The following is a 20399-nucleotide window of genomic DNA, read 5'->3' on the forward strand; positions in this document are numbered from 1 at the left end:
TGTCAGACACCTGCGCCGCACAGCACGCGGCGAGCGCACGCTGGTCCGGTGTCTGACACCCGCTGAGACACCGCCGCAGACCGAAGAGCATCTCCCTAGGGTGTCAGACACCTGCGCCGCACAGGACGCCGCGAGCGCACGCTGGTCCGGTGTCTGACACCCGCTGAGACGCCGCCGCAAACCGGAGAGCATCTCCCCAGGATGTCAGACACCTGCGCCGCACAGCACGCGGCGAGCGCACGCTGGTCCGGTGTCTGACACCCGCTGAGACACCGCCGCARACCGAAGAGCATCTCCCTAGGGGGTCAGACACCTGCGCCGCACAGGACGCCGCGAGCGCACGCTGGTCCGGTGTCTGACACCCGCTGAGACGCCGCCGNCACCTGCGCCGCACAGCACGCGGCGAGCGCACGCTGGTCCGGTGTCTGACACCCGCTGAGACACCGCCGCAAACCGGAGAGCATCTCCCCAGGGTGTCAGACACCGGAACAGCGTGCGCTGACTACGGTGACCCCTTGTCGTCCGTCGAGATCACGCGCTTTTCCTGGCTTGCGGAAATGCGCGCCTCGACGCGGCGCAGCACGGCCAGCACGAAGAGCGCCATCAAGGTGCTGACCACGGCAGTGGCCTCGCGGCCCATGCCGGCCGCCACGCCGATGGCGGCGGTCATCCAGATGCTGGCCGATGTCGTCAGCCCGTGGATTTCGCGCTCGGCGCCCAGCTTGATAATGGCGCCCGCCCCCAGAAAGCCGATGCCCGCGATCACGCCTTGCAGCACGCGGCTCAGGTCGCCGACTTCCATGCCGCCCTGCAACGGCACCAGCACGAAAATGGCCGCGCCCAGCGCCACCAGCATGTGCGTGCGCAGCCCGGCCGCCTTGCCGCTACGTTCCCGTTCGTAACCCAGCAGGCCGCCCAAGAGGACGGCCATGCTTAAGCGCAGCACGATGCGCGTAGCCTCTGCCACGTCGGGAATATCGGCAAATTCAGTACGCACCGCCGTCCAGATTTCCAGCCAGATTTGCGACATCGACGAGTCCTTGGAACCGAGGAGAGAACGAGCATAGCAGGCCGGCACGCGGACGCGGCACACCTGCAACGCCGGTGTCTGACACCCTTGAGGCACCCGTGCGATATGCGCAGGTGTCTGACACCCTTGAGGCACCCGTGCAATATGAAGCCGATCTCACCTGGGTGTCAGACACCTTCGGAGACACCTTCGGAGACACCTTCGGAGACACCTTCAGCACGCCGTCCGGTCTTCAAAAATTCTTCGTCAGGTCCCACACCGCCGCGCATCCGGTTTACAACGTCTGCAAGGCCGCGCCGATCGGCGCGCATCGACAGGAGCGCTACATGGATCTGGAGCTGGCGGGTAAACGCGTACTCATCACGGGTGCCTCCAAGGGCATCGGCCTGGCGTGCGCCATCGCGTTCGCGCGGGAAGGCGCCGAGCCGATACTGGTTGCGCGCGACGACGCCGCATTGCATGGCGCCACCGCCGCCATCCGCGAGCAAACGGGACGGCAGGCGGGCGCGGTCACGCTGGATCTGGCGCAGCCTGGCGCGGCCGAACGTCTGTGCAAGGAGACGGGGCCCGTCGACATCCTGGTGAACAATGCGGGCGCCGTGCCGGGCGGTGCGCTGGATCAGGTGCAGGACGAACGCTGGCGCGCGGGCTGGGAATTGAAGGTGCATGGCTACATCAGCCTGGCGCGCCACTGCTATCCGGCGATGCGCGATGCAGGGTCGGGCGTCATCGCCAACATCATCGGCATGGCGGGCTCGGCGCCGCGCGCGGATTACATCTGCGGCGCGGCGGCCAACGCCTCGCTCATCGCGTTTACGCGCGCGCTGGGCGGCGAATCGCCGCGCCACGGCGTGCGGGTGTTCGGCGTCAATCCGTCGCGCACGCGTACCGACCGCGTGCTGACGCTGGCACGGCAACGCGCGCAGGCGCGCTGGGGCGACGAATCGCGCTGGCAGGAAACGCTGTCGGATCTGCCCTTCGGGCGGCTGATGGAACCGGGCGAGGTGGCCGACATGATCGTCTTTGGCGCCTCGCCGCGCGCGGGTTATTTGAGCGGCACCGTGATCGATCTGGACGGCGGCGAACAATACGCCACGCACGGCCGCTGACGGCCGGCGCGGCGGCTGCACATCGGGTGGCGGCCGGCCTGGCCGCACATCAAACGGTGGCCGCGAGCCACCACGTCAGCCGGCGGCCGCGCACCCCCACGTTAAACGGCAGCCGCCCGCCAACCCGAAAGCAGCGCCGGCAATTCCCGCATGTCGGTGAACACGTGCGACACGCCCACGTTGCGCAGCGCCTGGGCGCCGCTGTGGCCCGGTTCGCCCGGGCTGTAGCCGAACACGGTGGCGCCGGCGGCCACGCCCGCTGTTGCGCCGGTGACCGTATCCTCGACGATCGCGCAACGCGCCGGATCCACGCCCAGCGCCTGCGCGGCCGCCAGGTACACGTCCGGGAACGGCTTGCTGCGCGGCATTTCGTGACCACTGAAGACACGGCCCTCGAAGCAGTCTGCAATGCCCACCTTGGCCAGTTGCAGCTCGACCTTGCGGCAGTCCGCGCCCGACGCCACGGCGATGCGTCCGCCCAGCGCTTCGTGCAGCGCGCGCACGGCATCGGGCGCGCCGGGGATTTCGACGAGATCGCGGTCCAGCGCATCGTTGCGGCGCTGGCGGAACTGGTCGAACCACGCTTGATCGATCGTGGCGCCGGTGCGCGCCTCGATCAGCGGCAGCTCGTCCTTGACCGCCTTACCGGTGAAGATCAGCATCGTCTCGGCGTGCGTGATGCCCCAGCCCAATTCGTTGAGCATCTCGGTCAGCACGCGGCTGGTGATGGGTTCGGAATCGACCAGGACGCCATCGCAATCGAACAGCACGGCGTCAAAGGGAAAATCAGTCATTGCGGGCAGCGGGGGAGTGTCGATGAAGCGGGTAAGCATACTGCACGGCAACTGACCGCCGGCTGGCGCGGCCCTGCGGACAGCAAACGGCGGAGTGCCGGGGCGCGCCGGCGTGGCTAAGCTGTGGATTTGTACGACGACGACCGCATCCAAGACACGCCCACGCCCAAGACCATGACCACGCCCGCCTCTCGCCCGCTAGACCAATACGACTGGATACGCATCGCGCAAGATCTGAACGCGCAGGGCTGGGCGCTGCTGCCCGCGCTCTACGCGCCGGCTGACGCACGCACGCTGGCAGGGCTGCAAGTCCTGCCCGATCCCTTACTGCCACCGCTGGCCAGCCTGCGCGCCGATCTCTACGCGCGCCTGCTGCCGGTGGCGCGCGCCTGGGCAAGCGCCCTGGACGTGGATGTCTCCTACCCGGACGATCTGCCCGCCTACATCCGGCAGAACCGCCAATCAGGTCAAACGCGCAGCCTCTCCACGATCCAGCGCCTGCACGCATCCGGCTACCAGCCGCTGCTGCAGCATGCCGACGGCGCCAGGGTGTTTCCGTTGCGGCTGACCGTGCTGCTGTCCGAGCCCGGCGTGGACTTTACGGGCGGCGAACTCGTCATGACCGAGCAGCGTCCGCGCATGCAGTCGCGCCCGATGGTGTTGCCGCTGGGCCTGGGCGATGGGGCGGTGATCGCAACGTCGCACCGCCCCGTATCGGGCGCGCAGGGCATCTACCGCGTCACGGAACGCCAGGCAATCAGCCGTGTGCGCAGCGGTGAACGCGTCGGCCTTGATTTGATGCTGCACGACTCGCCATAGCGCCCACCCGCCGCGCAACTCGTATCAGTTCTCCGCCGTGATGTTGCCGTCGGCCACGACCTTGGCAAAGACCGCCGTCTGGGCCTTGATGAACGCGCGGAATTCATCCTGGCTCATCGGCTGCACTTCACCGCCCAGCTCGCGAATGCTGGCCACGAATTTCTCGTCCTTCAGGCTGCGGTCGATGGCGGCGGCCAGCTTCTGCTGCACGTCCGGCGGCGTATTGGCCGGCACGAACACGCCAAACCAGTTTTCCAACGCGTAGTCCTTGAGCGGCGCGTACTCGGCCAGCGCGGGAATGTCGGGTGCGAACGACGCGCGCTTCGCGGACGTCACCGCCAGCGGCTTGACCTTGCCGCTCTTGATGAACGGCAAGGCCCCCGCCAGGCTGACGAACGTGAGGTCCACGCTGCCGGCCGCCACGTCCACCAGTTGCGCTGCGGCGCCCTTGTACGGCACGTGGACCATCTTGATGCCCGCCAGCGACTGCAGCAGCTCGCCGTTCAGGTGCTGCGGGTTGCCCACGCCGCTGGTCGCGTACGTCAGCTTGTCGGGATGCGCGCGGCCATACGCCACCAGCTGCTCGACATTCGCAACCGGCAGCTTGGGATTGGCGACCAGCACGTTCGGCACGCGGGCAATCAGCGCGACCGGCGCCAGATCCTTTTCCGGCTGGTACTGCATCTTGCTCTTGAAGACGAGCGGATTGATGGCCGTCTCGCCGGCCGATCCCAGCAGCAGCGTCGCGCCGTCCGGCGCGGAACGCACGACCGCCGTCGCACCCAGCATGCCGCTGGCGCCCGGCTTGTTCTCCACCACCACGCCCTGCGGCAGTTCGCTGCGCAGACGCTCGGCCAGCAGCCGGCCCATGCCGTCCACGCCGCCGCCCGCGGCAAAAGGCACGATCAGGGTGATGGGGCGGTTTGCCGGCAGGTCGGCGGCGTGGAGCGGGGTTGAGGCGGCAAGCGCCAGGGCCGCGGCGGCGGCCAGGGTACGAATGGGGGGCATGGTCTGTCTCCGATATGGCCTTGCGTCGATGCGCGGCCGGGTTTTTCCTTAATTGCATTTTATGCAGGCAATATGCAAAACTGGCAGCTATGGAAAACACCAATGCCCCGCTGCACTGCGCACACTTCACCCTGAACGGCGTGCCGTACACCTGCCTGGACCTGCCCGCCGAATACGGCGCGGACTACTTCCGGCTGCCGGTCGTGCTGCGCCTGCTGCTGGAGAACGCGCTGCGCAACATGCAGGGCGCCGAGCGCGACGCCGCCGTCGCCGCGCTGTTCGGCTGGCTGGCGCACGGCACCAGCGAATCCGAGATCGCCTTCCAGCCGGGCCGCGTGCTGATGCACGACACCACCAGCACGCCCGCCTTGGTCGACATTGCCGCCATGCGCGACGCGCTGGCCGAGGCCGGCGTCGATCCATCGGTGTTGAATCCCGTGCTGCCGGTGGACGTGTCGGTGGACCACTCGCTGGCCGTCGAGGCCTATGCGCGCGCCGATGCGGCGCAAGCCAATCTGGACCTGGAACTGCGGCGCAACGCCGAGCGCTACCGCTTTCTTCGCTGGGCTTCCAAGGCGCTGTCGAACGTGCGCATCCACCCGCCCGGCACCGGCATCATGCACACGATCAATCTGGAGCAACTGGCCACGGTGGTCTGCCAGCAGCCGGGTCCCGCCGGCACGGCCCTGTATCCCGACATGATGATCGGCACCGACAGCCATACGCCGATGATCAACGGCATCGGCGTGCTGGGCTGGGGCGTGGGCGGCCTGGAAGCGCAGACGGTCATGTTCGGCATGCCGACGATGCTGCGCATTCCCGACGTGATCGGCGTGCGGCTGACGGGCGCGCTCCGGCCCGGCGTCACGGCCACGGACCTGGCCTTGACCGTCACCCAGCGCCTGCGCGCCATCCACGTCTCCGGCGAGTTCGTTGAATTCTTCGGACCGGGCGTAGCCACGCTGCCCGCCGGCAGCCGCTGCGTCGTGGCCAACATGGCGCCCGAGTACGGCGCGACCACGGGCTACTTCCCCATCGACGGTGAGACGCTGGCCTACCTGCGCCAGACGGGCCGTCCTGAAGATCACATCGCGCGCGTGGATGCCTACGCGCGGTGCACCGGCATCGCGCTGGATCCGGACGCCGAACCCCGCTATACCCGAGTGGTGAACATCGCGCTGGATGCCGTGCAGATGCACGTCGCCGGCCCCAAGCGCCCGCAGGATCTGCATCCCTACGGACAGACGCGCGAGATTCTCGCGTCGATGGAATTCACGCCGCGCGCGCACACACCCCTTCCCCGCCACGCCATCGCCATCGCCGCGATCACCAGTTGCACCAACACGTCCGATCCGCGCCTGTTGACGGCCGCCGGGCTGCTAGCCCGCAAGGCCCGACAGGCCGGACTGCGGCCGCCGCACTGGGTCAAGACCTCGCTGGGACCCGGCTCGCCCGCCGCCGCCGAATACCTGGCGCGCGCCGGTCTGCTGGACGACCTGGCCGCGGTGGGCTTTGATATCGTCGGCTACGGTTGCACCACCTGCATCGGCAATTCCGGCCCGCTGCCTCCGGTGGTGCGCGACGCCCTGGCCGAGGGCGCCATACACCCGGTGGCGGTGCTGTCCGGCAACCGCAATTTCACGGGCCGGATCCATCCCGATCTGGACCTGGGCTTTCTGATGTCGCCGCCGCTGGTCATCGCCTTTGCACTTGCAGGCGACGCGGAAAGAGACCTGAGCCGCGAGCCGGTCCAGGTGACGTCCGATGGCCGAGCCGTGCACCTGTCCGAGCTATGGCCGACGGAAGCGGAGATCGACGCCGCGCTGGCCGCCGGGCAGCGACCCGACGACTATCGCGCCGCGTTCAAGATCGCCAGCGCGAACCCCGCCTGGCAGGCCCTGCAATCGCCCGCGTCGGCGCGGTTTCCGTGGGACGCCGCGTCCACCGCGTTGCGCCGCCCACCTTTTGCCAGCACCGAGGCCGGCAGCCAACTGGGCCGCTACACCGCGTATCCGCTGCTGGTCGTGGGCGACGACGTCACAACAGACCACCTGTCGCCCGCCAGCGCCATCCCGCCCGACAGCCTGATTGCGGACTTCCTGGTCGAACGCGGCGACGACCGCAACGACCTGAACGTGTTCGCATCGCGCCGCGGCAACTGGGAAGTCATGATGCGCGCCGCGTTCTACAGCAAGAGCCTGTCCAATCTGCTCTGTCCCGCTGCCCCCGTCGGCCATACGTTGCACGCGCCCAGCGGCCGGCTCGAACCCATCTGGGACGCCGCCGCGCATTACGCCAAGGCGTCGCAGCCCGTCGTGCTGGTGGCGGGCGCGCGCTTCGGCACCGGTTCGTCGCGCGACTGGGCGGCCAAGGGCCAGCGCCTGCTCGGAATTCGCGCGGTGCTGGCGGTCAGCTTCGAACGCATTCACCGGTCGAATCTGATCGGCATGGGCATCCTGCCGCTGCGCCTGCCCGACGGGGTTACGCCCGCGACCCTGCAGCTGCAACCGGGCGACAGGATCGAGATCGACGCCGAGGCCGCCACGCTGACGCCCCGTGCCGCCATCCCCGTGCGCATCCTGCGCGCCGATGGCCAGGCCGAGCCGCTGACCGCCACCGCCGCCGTCGAGACCCGGCTGGAGATACGCCTATTGCAGATGGGCGGCGTCATTCCCGCTATTCTGTCGGACACCATTTCATCGGCCGTCCGCCACCCATGAGCGCGCAAACCAATACCGTCACGAAGATTCTGGACCTCATCAAGGAAGACCGTCTGCAGGAGGGCGCGCACCTGCGCGCGCAAAAGATCGCCGACCGCCTGCGGCTGTCGCGCTCGCCGGTCAACGAAGCGCTGGGCATCCTGGAGCAACACGGCGTGGTGGCGCGCAAGCCCAACCGCGGGTACTTCCTGCTGCGCGACTTTGACGTCGCGGGCGAGGCCCCCACCGATATCGCGCCCCCATCGGCGGACGACATCGTCACGCAGACGTACTTTGCGCTTGCCGATGAACTGCTGCGCGGTGAACTGCCGATGCAGTGCAGCGAAGCGCTGCTGCGCACGCGCTACGCGCTGACCAATGCGCAGACCCAAGCGCTGCTGGGCCGCATTTCGCAAGAAGGCTGGGCACAGCGCCGGCCTGGTTACGGCTGGGAATTCTCGTCCATGATGACGACGCCCGACAGCCTGCTGCAGTCCTACCGGCTGCGCCTGGCGCTGGAGCCGGCGGCGCTGCGCGAGCCCGGATTTCGCATCGAAAAATCCGTGCTGGCGCGCTGCCGCGCCGCAGAAATGCACCTGCTGAACGGCGGCATCGCCACCGACACCGCCGACCAGCTCCACGATCGCGGCGTGCGCTTTCATGAATCGCTGGTGGAAGCCTCCGGCAATCCGTTTTTCATCGACACGATCAAGCGCGTCAACCGCGTGCGCCGCCTGCTGTCCTACCGCTCGATGCAGGACCGCAGCCGATACACGCAGCATTGCGACCAGCACCTGGCCATCCTGGATCTGCTGGAACGCGAACGCAACGACGAAGCGGCCGACGCGCTTTCCGCGCACCTGCGCAGCACGCTCGACAACCTGGCCCGCATCAGCGGCATCCTGACTTCGTAGGGCCGCGCGTGGCGCGGCTGTTTTCAACTGGCAGAAAAGAGGCTCGCGCCATGTATGTCTATATCGGCTCCCGGACCACCCGGGAACGCAATGCCCGCGGCGAGGGCATCAGCGTGTTCGACTACGCGCCCGAAACGGGAACGCTGACGCTCAAGCAGATCGTGGGGGGTCTGCACAATCCGTCGTATCTGCTGCCGCACCCGTCGCTGCCGATCCTGTACACCGTGCACGGCGACAGCAGCGAGGTCAGCGCGCTGCGCCGCGACCCGCGCGACGGCACGCTGACGCTCTGGCACATGCAGGACTGCCAGGGCCGCAACCCCGTCCATCTGGCGCTGGGGCCATCGGCGCGCTACCTGATGGTGTCCAACCACCTGACCGGCGCGCTGGCGGTGCTGCCCGTGGCGGCGGACGGCGCGCTGCAAGCCGTGTCGCAGACGGTGCCGCTGGCCGGCGAGCCGGGGCCGCACCGCAAGGAGCAGCCGTTTTCCAAGCCGCACTTCAACGTGCTCGACCCGTCGGGCCAGTATGTCGCGGTGCCGGACAAGGGGCTGGACCGGGTGTTTCTGTATCCCGCCGACGCGCACGGCATTGGCGCGCAGCCTGCCAGCGTCGCGGCCGCACGCGAAGGCGCGGGGCCGCGCCATGCGGTCTTTCATCCGTCAGGAAAATGGCTGTATGTCGTCAACGAACTGGACAACACCGTCACGGTCTATGACGTGGACGCGGGCGCGCTGCGCCCTTCACAGGTGCTGCCCACCCTGCCCGACACCTATACCGGCAACAGCCGCGCCGCCGGCATTGCGCTGGACCCCGATGGCCTGCACCTGTACGCGTCAAATCGGGGTGACGACAGCATCGCAGTGTTTCGGGTGGACGTCGCAACTGGCCGTCTGACCCTCGTGCAGCACGCCCACACGCACGGCAAGACACCACGCTTTTTCACGCTGTCGCCCGACGGCCGCTTTGTCTTCACGCTGAACGAAGACAGCGACACGCTGCAGCGGTTTCGTGTCGATCCGGCCAGCGGCACGCTGGCGCACGACGGCTATGCGCTGCCCGTCGGCAGCCCGGTGTGCATGGTGTTTGCCAGCCGTTAAAAGTCCATCGTCGCCGACAGCATGACGGTGCGCGGCACGCCCTGCGAGATCGTGCCGTACGACGCCACACCGGACCAATAGGCGCGATTGAACACATTGACGACGTTGGCGCGCAGCGTGACGTCCCGGCCCTGAACCTTTAGGGCATAGCGCGCGCCCAGGTCGAACGTCGTCCACGACGGCACGGACTGCGTGTTGGCCTGGTTGATGTATTCGCGACCGGTGTAGACCATGCCGCCCGTCAACGTCAGCCCGGTCACCCACGGCGTGTCCCACTCGGCGCCCAGGTTGACGGCGACGGTCGGCACGCCCACGGGCCGGTTGCCCTGCGTGGCCGCGCTGTTGGTGCGCGTCAGCTCGCCATCCAGGAACGTCACGCCCCCCAACAGGCGCAGACCGCGCATCGGTTCGCCGGACACGTTCAATTCCAGCCCGCGGTTGCGCTGCTCGCTATCGGCGGCGTACACCCCGTTCGTGAGCTGCCCGCTGGGCTTGGTGATCTCGAAGGCGCTCAGCGTCACCATCGCGCTGTCCAGCTCGACCTTGACGCCCACTTCCTTCTGCTTGGCCTTGTACGGCTTGAAGACCTCTCCCGCGTTGGTGGCGGTGGCGGGCGCCACGTCGCCCTTGCTCAGGCCCTCGATGTAGTTGGCGTAGAGCGAGACGTTGTGCCAGGGCTTGATGACCAGGCCCGCCAGCGGCGTGGTCGCGCTTTCGTCGTAGCTGACGGTCCGCACGCCCGTGGCGCCGTTGAAGTTGCGCGATTCGATGCGCTGGTGGCGCAGGCCCAGCGTCAACTGCGCGCGCTCGTCCAGGATGCTGAGCGTGTCGGCCAGCGCCAGTCCGGACAGGTCGGACGACGACACCTTGGGTACGTTGGCGGGCGCGGGAATGTGCTGTTCGGGACGCGTGATCGGGCGGTAGATGTTGGACGTGAGCGGTGTGCCGTTCACGCTGGCCTGCAGGTTGCGGTCGCTGTACAGGCTGCCCATGACGCTGATCGCGTGGCGCACCGGCCCCGTGTCCAGCTTGGCGCGCAACCCGGCGTTGTAGGTGCTGCGGTTGACCTGAAAACGGAAGTTGTTGGGCGTCACCACGGTGTCGCCGGCCTCGTTCACGATGGTGGGCGTCTGGTCCGACAGGCGCGACACGGTGGTGTCCGAGCCGCCGGCGTCCGCGAACACCGTCAGGCGGTCGCTGATGTCGTATTCCACGCGCAGCAGCGCCGATTGGCCGTCAGACTTCCACCAGCCCCACGGCTGCGTGGCGTTGCGGCGGCCGTCCGCGGCGCGCGGCACGGCAATGCCCGGCGCCACCAGGAATGGCCGCGTCGGGGCGTCGATCTTCTCGTGCTGCGTCAACAGGTCCAGCGAGGCGCGCAGCCGTTCGCCCTGGTAATCCAGGGACAGCGCGCCGATGGTCGTACGCGATTTCATGTTGTCCAGCGGCGTATCGCCCTGCCGCTGCATGCCGTTGACCCGCACGCCCCATTCGCCCGCGTCGCCAAACCGGCGGCTCAGGTCGACCCGGGCGCCGAACTGCGAGTCGCCGACGTAGTCGGCCGACACGCGGGTCAAGTCCTCGGGCAGCGAGCGCTTGGGCACCATGTTGATGACGCCGCCCACCCCGCTGTTGGGCGACATGCCGTACAGCAGCGCGGCCGGCCCCTTCAGCACTTCCACGCGCTCGATGTAGTCGGTGAAGACGTGATAGTTGGGCGCGACGCCATACACGCCATCAAAGGCGATTTCGCCGAGGTTGCCTTCGCCGATGGGAAAGCCGCGGATGTAGAACGAATCGGTCACGCCGCCGATCTGGCCGGTAAAGCGCACGGACGGCTCCACAGTCAGCGCATCGGCCAGGGTAACGGCCTGGCGGTTCGCCAGCAATTCCGACGTGTAGCTGGTGACATTGAACGGCGCGTCCATCACGTCGCGGTTGCCCAATAGACCCATCCGCGCGCCGCGAGCCACCTGGCCGCCCGCGAACTCGGCCGGCAACGCCGAGGGGCTGACGCCTGCCCCGTCCACCGTCACGGCGGGCAGCACGGTGGTCTCGCCAGCGGCTGCCGGCAGCTTGCGCAGCGAATACGCGCCGCCGCCCTGTTCGGCCAGCGCACCGGACCCCGACAGCAGCCGCGCGAACCCTTCCCGCACGGTGTAGTCGCCCTGCAGGCCGTCGCTGTGATGGCCCGCCACCAGGGCGGGATCAAACGACAGCGGCACGCCCGCACTGGCGGCAAACTGCGCCAGCACGTCGCCCAGGGGTCCCGGCGCAATGGCGTAGGACTTGCGCGGCGCGGCGCTGGCGGTCTCGGCCGCGAACGTGGGCGCCGGCATTCCCGAGGCCGCGAGTAGCGCCAGCCCCAGGCCGGCGGCCCGGACCAGCGACGCCGCGGGCGACAGGACGGCAATGCCGCGCGGCAGGCGGGGCGATCGGGAGAGTCGGGAAACCATGAAACGATCCTTCGTGGGTAGGGGTGGCGCGCATGTCGCGGCGGTTCACCCGGTACACCGGACGAAGCGGAAAAAAGTGTCAGCCGATCGGAGATTAATTTGTAACGGCGGCGCGCGGCGCAATCGTCGTCCACCACGGGGTCACGCGGCTCACCCGAACCGGCAGCGTCTTTTGCAGCAGACGCAGACTGGCTTCGATGTCGTTCAACGGAAACGCCCCCGACACGCGTAGCTCGGCCACGGCGGGATCGCAACGCAGCACACCGTGGCGATAGCGGCCCAGTTCATCCACCAGATCGGCCAGCCGCCAGTTGCGCGCGGCCAGCATGCCGTCCGCCCACGACGCCGCCAACGAATCCGCCGGGACCCGCGCCGCGGCCCCGCTGGCCGTGAAGACGGTCTGCTCGCCCGCCGCCAGCACCAGGGCGCTGGCGTCCGCCCGGGCCGGCCGGACCTCGACCGCGCCTTCGTAAACCGCCACCCGGACGCTGGCCCCTTCGTCGCGGACCATGAATCGCGTGCCCAGCGCCCGCAGCACGCCCTGCGTCGTCTGCACCAGGAACGGGCGCGGCGCCGGCGCGGGATCGCGTCCCGTCGTCAGCAGGATTTCGCCCGCGCGCAGCCACAGCACGCGTTGCGTCGGGGTGTAGTCGACGTCCACGGCGCTGGCCGTGTTCAGCACCAGTTGCGTGCCATCGGCCAGTTCGACGCGGCGCTGCTCGCCGGTCGCCGTGCGCAGGTCCGCGCGCCATTCTCGCCAGGGCAGCTCGCGCACGCCCAGCCAGGCGGCCGGTCCCAGCACCAGCAACCCCGCCAGCGCGCGCACGGCCTGGCGGCGTCCGGTGCGGTCTGCCTGCCGCAGCGCTTGCCTGCCAATCCGCGGCGGCACCTGGCCAAAACCGCGCAGCATCGCCTCGGCGCGTTGCCAGGCGGCTTCATGATCGGCGCTGCGCGCCCGCCAACGGGCCAGCGCCGCGCGATCCGCCGCCGACAACGTCTCGGACTGCAGACGCACCAGCCAGCCGGCCGCTTCGTGGAGGATGGCGGGGTCAATGGCCGCGTTCACGCGTCCGCCTGATAGGCGAGCAGGCACGCGGCAAAGGCAGCCTGCATATGGCGCTTGACGGTCGACAGCGACACGCGCAGCTTGCGCGCGATCTCGTCATAGCCCATGCCGTCGAACTGCGACAGCAGAAACACCTCGCGTGTGCGGACGGGCAGCGAACGCAGCGCGGCGTCGATGGCGTGCAGCGTTTCCAGGATCAGGGCGCGCGCTTCCGGCGACGGGGCTTCAGCCTCGGGCACGTGTGCCACGGCCGCCAGGTAGGCGTCTTCCACCGCGCGGCGGCGCCAATGGTCCGCCACCAGGCCCTTGGCGATGTGGGTCAGCAGCGCGCGCGGCTCGGCGCCGGTCTCTTCGCGGCGCCGGCCCGCCATCAGCCGCACGAAGGTGTCGTGCGCCAGATCCGCGGCGTCGAAGGAACTGCCCAGCTTCTTGCGCAGCCACATCGAGAGCCAACCGTGGTGCTCGCGATAAAGCTGGGTGACGTTGTCGGCGGATGGGGATAGCGGCGCAGGCAAGGCGCACCTCGGCATATATGCAAATAGGAATTGTTTTTATTCTATACGAGCCGCCTGTCCGCGCGCACGCGCCCAGGCGCTGGGATAGAATCGGTCACATCCCCCGCCCCCCTATCGAGCGCCATGCAGAACGACCCGTCCATGCCTCTGTTCCTTGCCAGCGGCGGGGAAATGGGCGCACGAGTCAGCCGCCACGACTGGTCGGCCACGCCGCTCGGTCCCATCGCTTGCTGGCCCGCCTCGTTGCGCATTGCCGCGAGCATGGTGCTGTCATCCCGGTTCCCGTCCTGTCTGGTCTGGGGGCCCGAACTCATCTCGATCTACAACGATACGTTCGTACCCATCCTGGGCGCCAAGCCTGACGCGCTGGGCCGCCCGTTCGATGAGATCTGGCGCGAAGCCTGGTCGCTGATCGGCCCGTTCGCCGAACGCGCCTACGCCGGCGAGGCTACCTTCATCGAGGACTATCCGCTCGTCGTCCACCGATCCGGCCGCGCCGAGATGGCCAACTTCACGTTCTGCTATAGCCCCGTGCGCGATGAAAACGGCGATGTCGTCGGCATGATCGACACCGTCATTGATACCACCGCGCGGGTCGGCGCCGAAAAGGCGCAGGCCGACGCGCTGCGCCTGACCGAAGATGCCTTGCGCCAAAGCCAGAAGATGGAAGCCATCGGCCAACTGACGGGCGGCGTCGCGCATGACTTCAACAATCTGCTGACGGGCATCTCCGGCAGCCTGGATTTTTTGTCGCAGCGCCTCGCGCAGGGGCGGACCGATGACCTCGGCCGTCATATCGCGGTCGCAAAAAGCGGCGCCGACAAGGCGGCCGTCCTGACGCGCCGCCTGCTGAACTTTTCGCGCCGCCATCCGCTGGAGCGCAAGGCGGTGGACATCAATGATGTCATCGCCGACATGGAGGCGCTGATCGCGCGCAGCGCCGGATCGGCGGTCACGCTGGACTTGGACTGCGCCGCCGGGTTGTGGCCGGTCTGGGTAGACGCGCACCAGCTTGAAAATGCGCTGCTGAACCTGTGCCTGAATGCACGCGACGCGCTGTCCGCCAGCGGCACGCTGCGCATCGCGACATGCAACGTGACCCTGGACGCCGAGATCGCGCGCGAGCGCGGTCTGCAACCGGGGGACCACGTGCGGCTGCGCGTGTCCGACACAGGGTGCGGCATGTCGCCCGAAACGATACGCCGCATGTTCGAACCCTTCTACACCACCAAGCCGGCCGAGCGCGGCACCGGCCTGGGACTTGCGCTGGTTCACAACTTCGTCCGTCAATCCGGCGGACATATCCAGGTGCGCTCGCAACCGGACCGGGGCACGGATATCGACCTCTACTTTCCGCGCCATGGCAGCGCCCGCATCGAGGTCGCCGCCGACACGGCATCAGCCCTGCCGCCGCGGGCCCTGCAGGGCGGGACGGTGCTGCTGGCCGAGGACGATCCGGCCGTGCGCGAAGTCACCGCCGAACTGCTGAAGGAAATCGGCTTCGACGTGATCGAAGCGACGGACGGCGCCAGCGCGCTCAAGCATCTGACCACACAGGACCGGATCGACCTATTGGTCTGTGACCTGGCCTTGCCGGGCGGCGTGAACGGGCGGCGGGTGGCGGAGACCGGCAGGATATTGCGGCCGGGAATGAAGGTGCTGTTCATCACGGGCTACGGCGAAAGCGCCGAGGGTGACAACGCGCCGGCGGCAGGTACGCCCGTGTTGCAGAAGCCATTCACGCTTGATGACCTGGCGAGCCAGGTGCATGCGCTGATGCGCTGAAACGCGGCCGGCGGGTACTCACGCGGACGGCAGGCGCCGGGTCGTGCGGATCCAGAACAGCCCCGCCCCCGACAGCAGCATGGCGAACAGCAGATACGCAAAGCAGATCAGCAGGCCGAAAAAATAATAGCGGTCATAGACGCTGGCCGCCCACCACGCCACGCCGCCATACACCGCCATGACGATGAACGGCAGCCACAGCACCGCCACGCCGGCGCGGCGCCAGCCCGGGGTGTTCAAGCGCGGAAAGCGATGCGGCCGGGCGCGCAGAAGCAAAGCCAGCGCCGACAGCGCCGGCAGCACAAAGGCCAGCACCGCCAGCACCAGCAGGCCGGCATCCAGGAACGTCGCCACGGACTCGCGCAAAATCAGCTCCTTGCACGGCGCGCACGGGTGGCGCCGTCCCGGACGTTATACACGAGCCCCCGCGCGCGTCCTTACAGCTTGGGCGCGTAGCGCACGGTCAGCATCACATTGCGAGGCTCGCCGTAGTAGTTGTTGCTGGACAGCGTGTTGTACGAAGGCACGTAGTACTTCTTGTCGAACACGTTGTTTACGTTCAGCCCGAAGCTCAGTTCCGGCGTGGCCTGGTAACCCACCCGCGCGTTCCAGATCGTGAATCCCGCCAGCTTGAATTCGCGGTCCGAGCTGATCGTCGACGTCTGCGTATTCACGCCGGCGCCCACGCTCAGGCGGTTCCACGTGCCCGGCAGCCTGTAGTTGGCCCACAGGCGCAGCATGTGCTTGGGCGTCCAGGTGTTGAAGACCTTGCCCTGGTTGTCCGGATCTTCCAGGAACTTGGTGGTGTTGTAGGCGTAGCCGGCATACAGCTCCAGCCCCTTGACCACCTCGCCGGAAATCTCGGCCTCGACGCCCTGGCTGCGGACCTTGCCGGCCGCGCGCGAGCAGTACCAGCCGTTGCAGGCGAACCCGGCGTCGTAATCGTTGACCGCACGGTTCTTGTGGTCGTAGCGGAACAAGGCAAGCAGCGTATTGACCCGGCCGTCCGCCAGTTCACCCTTCACGCCGACCTCGTAGTTGTTGCCCTCGATCGGCTTGAGCAGGCTGCCCGACACCGTGCGCTCGGTCTGCGGTTCAAACACCGTGGTGTAGCTGCCATACACCGACCAGTTGTCCGTCAGCGAATACACGATGCCGGCGTACGGAATGAACTTGCCCGAGGTCGACGACGTCGTGGTATCGCCTCCGCCGCTGTAGCTGTAGTCGAACCAGCCGACGCGGCCGCCGCCGATCAGCGCCAGGGATTGCGTGGGCTTGACGCGCCACGTGCCGTAGATGCCCTTCTGCCGGATGTCGTAGGCGCTGCGCGAATCGTAGCCGCTGGCGGCGACGATGGAATCGATGTCCTGCCACGGACGGTGATGGTCCAGATCGAAGATATTGCCGCCACTCTCCCACGAGCGGGTGAACCGGTCATTCGTCGTGAGCTTGGAGTAGTTGGCGCCGATCACCACTTCCTGCGCCATGCCCCAGGCGTTGAAGTCACCCGCCACCGACATGTCCATGCCGCGCTGGCGGCTCGTGAAGTCCACGCCGAAATTGCCGTAGTCCATTCCGCTGCCGTCACGCTGCACGGGTCCGGTGACGCGCTGGTGCACCGTCGTGTTGTCTTCGTCCATCGCCACGCCGGCAAGCCGGAAGCGCCACGAGGAATTGAAGCGATGCGTGACGTCGGCGTTGAAGATGGTCTGGTCGTTGGTGGCCCGGTTCCAGGTCGAGCCGGTGAACGTCGAGCGCGGCAGGTCCAGGCTGCCCCCATCTTCATAACGGGGATAGCCGACGAACATGGGCCGCGACCGGCTGTACCGGTTGCTGACACCCAGGCCCACCGTCGTGTTCTCGGTAATGTCGTAGTCCAGCGCAGCATACAGGTTGCGCGTCTTGTCCCACACGTAGTCGATGTACGAATGGCTGCGGTCTTCATCCAGCACCACGCGCCCGCGCAGCGTGCCCGATTCGTTGAGCGGGCCGCCTGCATCCAGCGTCAAGCCATAGTGATCCCACGAGCCCACCTTGCCCGTCACGACCACCGACGGTTCCGTGCCGCCGCGCTTGCGCACCAGGTTGATCGCGCCGCCGGGGCTGCCCGCGCCTTGCAGCAGGCCCGCCGCGCCGCGCAGGATCTCCACGCGGTCATAGAACACCAGCGAATCCTGTTCCCAGTTGCCCAGGCTGTAGCTGTTGCGCAGCAGGGACACGCCGTCGTATTGCAGCAGATCCACGGGGAAGCCGCGCGAATTGATCGCGACGCCGGCGCCCACGCCCTGCACGCCGACCATGCCCGCGGTGTTGTTGACGGCGTCGGGCAGGCTGGTCATGTCCTGGTCGTCCATCCGCTGCCGCGTCAGCACGGTGATGGATTGCGGAATGTCTTTGAGCGCCTGCGCCGTCTTGCCGATGGTGACCGCCGGCGACGTGTAAGAACCCGTGCCGTCCGTCGTGGTGTTGTAGGTGCCCGTCACCGTCACGGGCGCCAGCGTCGCGGCCGCCTCGGCCGGCGCCTGCCGCAGGCGATAGCCGCCCTCGGCGCGCGCAACCGCTTGCAGGCCCGTGCCTGCCAGCAGGCGCTCGAGCGCGGCGTCCACGGCGTACGTGCCCGTCAGTCCCCGCGTCGTGGCACCGGCCGTCAGGCCGGGATCGGACGCCACCATCACGCCCGCCTGCACGCCAAACGTGCCCAGCGCCGCGCTCAAAGGACCCGCGGGAATGCTGAACGCAACGGCACGCGGCGCCTGGCCCTGAGCCTGGGCATGCACCGCCACCGGCGCCAGGACGGCAACCGCGGCAAGCGGCGCGGAACGCCGCAATGCGGCGCTCAGCGCCGTGCGGCGCAGGGGGAGACGGACAAGCGCCGCAGCGCTCGCGGCGCGGACAGGACGAGGTGACATGAAAGGGTTCCCAGGCTCATGAAAAGTCGGCGCAGCCTCGACATACCGGGCTGCTTTCCTTACATGAAGCGCGAGATCGGGATATCCGCCGTTGCTGTTACAAAAAAGCCGGCGATGAAGGAACTGCGACTCGCCGAGGGATGAGAATCACAGGGCAACGCGGTTCACACGTGGCTCACCGTCACCCAGTAGCGGGTGTAGCGGCGCACCTGCACCGGCAGGATTTCTTCAAGCATGGCCAGCACCTTGTCGGTGTCGCCCAGCGGGAACGCTCCCACCACGCGCAGCCCGGCGGCCGCGTCCGTGCAATGCAGCAGGCCCGGGCGGTAGCGGCCCAGTTCGTTCAGGAAGGCCGACATGGGCATCTCGTCCGCGATCAGCATGCGGTCCAGCCAGGCGGACACGCCGGGTTCCAGCGTCCCCGCCGCAAAGCTGCCGCCCGCGGTGAATTCCGCCTGTTCGCCGGCCCGCACGCGCCGCGGCGCCGTGTCCGGCGCCAAGCCGCGCACGTCCACCGCGCCTTCCAGCACCGCCACCCGCATGCGTCCGGCCTCCAGATCGCGCACCAGAAAGCGCGTGCCCACCGGCGTCACCACGCCCCCGCGCGTGCGCACGCTGAACGGCCGGCCGTTGGCATCGCGCGCCGTCGCGATCAGGATCTCACCTTGCAGCAGCACGAGTTCGCGCTGGCTCGCGGTATAGCGCAGATCCACCGCGGTGCCGGCGTTCAATTCGACCTGCGTGCCATCCGGCAGCGTCACTGACCGGCGTTCGCCCGTGCCGGTGCGCAGGTCCGCCGACAAGCGGCGGATCGCGTCGCGCTCGCCCACGGCCCAGGCGCCCAGACCGACACCAACGGCGGCGAACATCAGGCGCATTGCGGTACGGCGGGATTGGATCAGCGGCGCCTGCAGCAAGGTGCGCGACGCCACCGACGGCCCCGCCTGCGCCACGCCCGCCGCCACGTCGCGCGTCAATGCGCCCAGCCGTTGCCATGCCAGTTCGTGGGAAGGTTCCGCCCGCCGCCAGCGCTCGAAACGATCGCGGTCGGCGGGGCTGGCGTCTTCGCGCAGACGCGCCCACCAGTCCGCGGCCTGCCGGATCACTTTGGGATCGATGGCGCCGGCCTCGGGCGCGTGGGGCCGCAGCAGCTTGGCGTTGTCCATATATCCGGGGATCAGCCGTAGACGGCCGTGTAGCAGTGCACCAGCGCGCGCGCCAGCGACTTCTGAACGGCGTTGGGCGTCAGGCCCAACTGCTGGCCGATCTCGGCATACGACAGGCCGTCGATCTGCGCCATCAGGAAGATCCGGCGGCTGGTCATCGGCAAGGCGTCCAGCAGTTCGCAGACTTCCGCAAGCGCCTCCAGGATCAGCGCGCGGGCCTCGACCGAGGGTTCGACCGCCACGGGCTGCAGCGACAGCGTCTCGGCGTAGGCGGCTTCCAACGCGGCGCGGCGCGCCCGGCCGATCAGCAACCGGGTGGCGATGGTGCGCAGGTAGGCGCGCGGTTCATTGAGCGGTTCGCGGACATTGGCGCGGATCAGGCGCTCGAACGTGTCGTGCGCCAGGTCGGCCGCATCCGACGCATTGCCCAGCTTGCGGTGCAACACGCCCCGCAGCCATTGATGATGGGCCTGATAAACGGACTGCACCTCTGCACGAGAGGCAAATGAGGAGGATGGCATGGCGGTGCGGCCCGGCGTCGCCGCCTGAGAGCAAGACGAGATGAAAATGATTCGCAATTATAGATGCGGTTTCCGTCTTTGCAAGGCTCTGCCCCACACGCCAGCCGTCTGGCGGCGTGGCGCCGCTAGTAGTCCATCGGGATGTGGCTCTGCGCGGCGCGTATCTCCTGTATATGGCGTTCGGCTTCCTGGCGTTCGACGGCGGGGGGCAGCGCGCGCCAGCTCACCAGGTTGCCCGGCGTCTTCAAGGGCATCCAGCCCAGTACGCTATACAGCGAAATCGCGGTGCTGCCGGTATCGAGCCGCGTCTCGTAATAACCCTGGCGGTCCGGCACGGTGTCGCCGGGCGTCCAATCCAAATGAGGCATCCAGGTCTCCTCCTGGTGAAGCTTATGTGCAAGGACGCGCTGTCCTCGCAGGGTGGATCACACCGATCGTATAGCGTCCGGTCCCGCTTGTCCCCTGTCAAAAAGACCGAGTTTCCTATTCTTGACAGAGGGGAATCCCT

Annotated in this window: 17 protein-coding genes; 6 read left to right on the forward strand and 11 right to left on the reverse strand. The window is 68.1% G+C overall.

Going from position 1 to position 20399, the window contains the following annotated elements:
• Nucleotides 1-502: 502 nt before the first annotated feature.
• Complete coding sequence (locus tag ASD71_RS00235; protein WP_056558329.1) at nucleotides 503-1030, reverse strand: MgtC/SapB family protein; 528 nt, start codon at nucleotides 1028-1030, stop codon at nucleotides 503-505.
• A 326-nt stretch (nucleotides 1031-1356) separates the two neighbouring features.
• On the opposite strand from ASD71_RS00235, the gene ASD71_RS00240 reads away from it, so the two are divergent.
• Nucleotides 1357-2139 (forward strand): SDR family oxidoreductase, encoded by a 783-nt coding sequence (locus tag ASD71_RS00240; protein WP_056566159.1) that lies wholly within the window; start codon nucleotides 1357-1359, stop codon nucleotides 2137-2139.
• Between the two features lie 101 nt (nucleotides 2140-2240).
• On the opposite strand, the gene ASD71_RS00245 is transcribed toward ASD71_RS00240, so the two are convergent.
• A complete protein-coding gene (locus ASD71_RS00245; protein ID WP_056566162.1) occupies nucleotides 2241-2933 on the reverse strand; it encodes an HAD family phosphatase in 693 nt (230 codons plus the stop codon).
• Between the two features lie 174 nt (nucleotides 2934-3107).
• Here ASD71_RS00245 and ASD71_RS00250 point away from each other — a divergent pair, with 174 nt between their 5' ends.
• A complete protein-coding gene (locus ASD71_RS00250; RefSeq protein WP_056566165.1) occupies nucleotides 3108-3752 on the forward strand; it encodes a 2OG-Fe(II) oxygenase in 645 nt (214 codons plus the stop codon).
• A 24-nt stretch (nucleotides 3753-3776) separates the two neighbouring features.
• Here ASD71_RS00250 and ASD71_RS00255 read toward each other — a convergent pair whose 3' ends face one another.
• A complete protein-coding gene (locus ASD71_RS00255) occupies nucleotides 3777-4760 on the reverse strand; it encodes a tripartite tricarboxylate transporter substrate binding protein (RefSeq protein ID WP_056558332.1) in 984 nt (327 codons plus the stop codon).
• Between the two features lie 89 nt (nucleotides 4761-4849).
• On the opposite strand from ASD71_RS00255, the gene acnA reads away from it, so the two are divergent.
• The 3 genes from acnA to ASD71_RS00270 are packed head-to-tail and all read left to right on the forward strand — an operon-like array spanning nucleotide 4850 to nucleotide 9473.
• A complete protein-coding gene (acnA, locus tag ASD71_RS00260; protein WP_056558335.1) occupies nucleotides 4850-7480 on the forward strand; it encodes an aconitate hydratase AcnA in 2631 nt (876 codons plus the stop codon).
• Nucleotides 7477-8373, forward strand: coding sequence for a GntR family transcriptional regulator (locus ASD71_RS00265; protein ID WP_056558339.1), 897 nt, complete (start codon nucleotides 7477-7479; stop codon nucleotides 8371-8373). The genes acnA and ASD71_RS00265 overlap by 4 nt, the downstream gene beginning before the upstream one ends.
• A 50-nt stretch (nucleotides 8374-8423) precedes the next feature.
• Complete coding sequence (locus ASD71_RS00270) at nucleotides 8424-9473, forward strand: lactonase family protein (RefSeq protein ID WP_056558342.1); 1050 nt, start codon at nucleotides 8424-8426, stop codon at nucleotides 9471-9473.
• Here the strand turns inward: ASD71_RS00270 and ASD71_RS00275 are convergent.
• From ASD71_RS00275 to ASD71_RS00285, 3 genes are all read right to left on the reverse strand, one after another.
• The gene (locus tag ASD71_RS00275; RefSeq protein ID WP_056558345.1) at nucleotides 9470-11929 is read right to left on the reverse strand and encodes a TonB-dependent receptor; all 2460 of its coding nucleotides are present in this window, start codon (nucleotides 11927-11929) and stop codon (nucleotides 9470-9472) included. The two genes, ASD71_RS00270 and ASD71_RS00275, sit on opposite strands and share 4 nt — an antisense overlap.
• 94 nt (nucleotides 11930-12023) lie before the next feature.
• Nucleotides 12024-12995 (reverse strand): FecR domain-containing protein, encoded by a 972-nt coding sequence (locus ASD71_RS00280; RefSeq protein ID WP_056558349.1) that lies wholly within the window; start codon nucleotides 12993-12995, stop codon nucleotides 12024-12026.
• Nucleotides 12992-13510 (reverse strand): sigma-70 family RNA polymerase sigma factor, encoded by a 519-nt coding sequence (locus ASD71_RS00285; protein WP_304438787.1) that lies wholly within the window; start codon nucleotides 13508-13510, stop codon nucleotides 12992-12994. Before ASD71_RS00285 ends, ASD71_RS00280 begins: the two co-directional genes overlap by 4 nt.
• A 141-nt stretch (nucleotides 13511-13651) precedes the next feature.
• On the opposite strand from ASD71_RS00285, the gene ASD71_RS00290 reads away from it, so the two are divergent.
• On the forward strand, nucleotides 13652-15295 hold the full coding sequence (locus ASD71_RS00290; protein ID WP_056566169.1) for an ATP-binding protein: 1644 nt from the start codon (nucleotides 13652-13654) through the stop codon (nucleotides 15293-15295).
• An 18-nt stretch (nucleotides 15296-15313) separates the two neighbouring features.
• Here ASD71_RS00290 and ASD71_RS00295 read toward each other — a convergent pair whose 3' ends face one another.
• From ASD71_RS00295 to ASD71_RS00315, 5 genes are all read right to left on the reverse strand, one after another.
• Complete coding sequence (locus ASD71_RS00295) at nucleotides 15314-15661, reverse strand: hypothetical protein (RefSeq protein ID WP_056558356.1); 348 nt, start codon at nucleotides 15659-15661, stop codon at nucleotides 15314-15316.
• Nucleotides 15662-15732: 71 nt separating this feature from the next.
• Nucleotides 15733-18204 (reverse strand): TonB-dependent receptor, encoded by a 2472-nt coding sequence (locus tag ASD71_RS00300; protein ID WP_082578729.1) that lies wholly within the window; start codon nucleotides 18202-18204, stop codon nucleotides 15733-15735.
• A 164-nt stretch (nucleotides 18205-18368) separates the two neighbouring features.
• Nucleotides 18369-19370 (reverse strand): FecR domain-containing protein, encoded by a 1002-nt coding sequence (locus tag ASD71_RS00305; protein ID WP_056558359.1) that lies wholly within the window; start codon nucleotides 19368-19370, stop codon nucleotides 18369-18371.
• Nucleotides 19371-19381: 11 nt separating this feature from the next.
• Nucleotides 19382-19858: a sigma-70 family RNA polymerase sigma factor gene (locus ASD71_RS00310; protein ID WP_235511986.1), complete on the reverse strand. Its 477-nt coding sequence runs from the start codon at nucleotides 19856-19858 to the stop codon at nucleotides 19382-19384.
• Nucleotides 19859-20016: 158 nt separating this feature from the next.
• A complete protein-coding gene (locus ASD71_RS00315; protein ID WP_056558365.1) occupies nucleotides 20017-20259 on the reverse strand; it encodes a hypothetical protein in 243 nt (80 codons plus the stop codon).
• Between the last annotated feature and the right edge of the window lie 140 nt (nucleotides 20260-20399).

This window comes from Achromobacter sp. Root565, assembly GCF_001427425.1.
Taxonomy (GTDB): Bacteria; Pseudomonadota; Gammaproteobacteria; order Burkholderiales; family Burkholderiaceae_B; genus Achromobacter; species Achromobacter spanius_D.

Excerpts from the sequence above, each read along its gene's own strand:
- ASD71_RS00255 (WP_056558332.1), bottom strand. The coding sequence starts at position 4,760 with ATGCCCCCCATTCGTACCCTGGCCGCCGCCGCGGCCCTGGCGCTTGCC.
- ASD71_RS00270 (WP_056558342.1), top strand. The coding sequence starts at position 8,424 with ATGTATGTCTATATCGGCTCCCGGACCACCCGGGAACGCAATGCCCGC.
- ASD71_RS00315 (WP_056558365.1), bottom strand. The coding sequence starts at position 20,259 with ATGCCTCATTTGGATTGGACGCCCGGCGACACCGTGCCGGACCGCCAG.
- ASD71_RS00245 (WP_056566162.1), bottom strand. The coding sequence starts at position 2,933 with ATGACTGATTTTCCCTTTGACGCCGTGCTGTTCGATTGCGATGGCGTC.
- acnA (WP_056558335.1), top strand. The coding sequence starts at position 4,850 with ATGGAAAACACCAATGCCCCGCTGCACTGCGCACACTTCACCCTGAAC.
- ASD71_RS00265 (WP_056558339.1), top strand. The coding sequence starts at position 7,477 with ATGAGCGCGCAAACCAATACCGTCACGAAGATTCTGGACCTCATCAAG.
- ASD71_RS00235 (WP_056558329.1), bottom strand. The coding sequence starts at position 1,030 with ATGTCGCAAATCTGGCTGGAAATCTGGACGGCGGTGCGTACTGAATTT.
- ASD71_RS00240 (WP_056566159.1), top strand. The coding sequence starts at position 1,357 with ATGGATCTGGAGCTGGCGGGTAAACGCGTACTCATCACGGGTGCCTCC.
- ASD71_RS00250 (WP_056566165.1), top strand. The coding sequence starts at position 3,108 with ATGACCACGCCCGCCTCTCGCCCGCTAGACCAATACGACTGGATACGC.
- ASD71_RS00305 (WP_056558359.1), bottom strand. The coding sequence starts at position 19,370 with ATGGACAACGCCAAGCTGCTGCGGCCCCACGCGCCCGAGGCCGGCGCC.
- ASD71_RS00290 (WP_056566169.1), top strand. The coding sequence starts at position 13,652 with ATGCCTCTGTTCCTTGCCAGCGGCGGGGAAATGGGCGCACGAGTCAGC.
- ASD71_RS00275 (WP_056558345.1), bottom strand. The coding sequence starts at position 11,929 with ATGGTTTCCCGACTCTCCCGATCGCCCCGCCTGCCGCGCGGCATTGCC.
- ASD71_RS00300 (WP_082578729.1), bottom strand. The coding sequence starts at position 18,204 with ATGTCACCTCGTCCTGTCCGCGCCGCGAGCGCTGCGGCGCTTGTCCGT.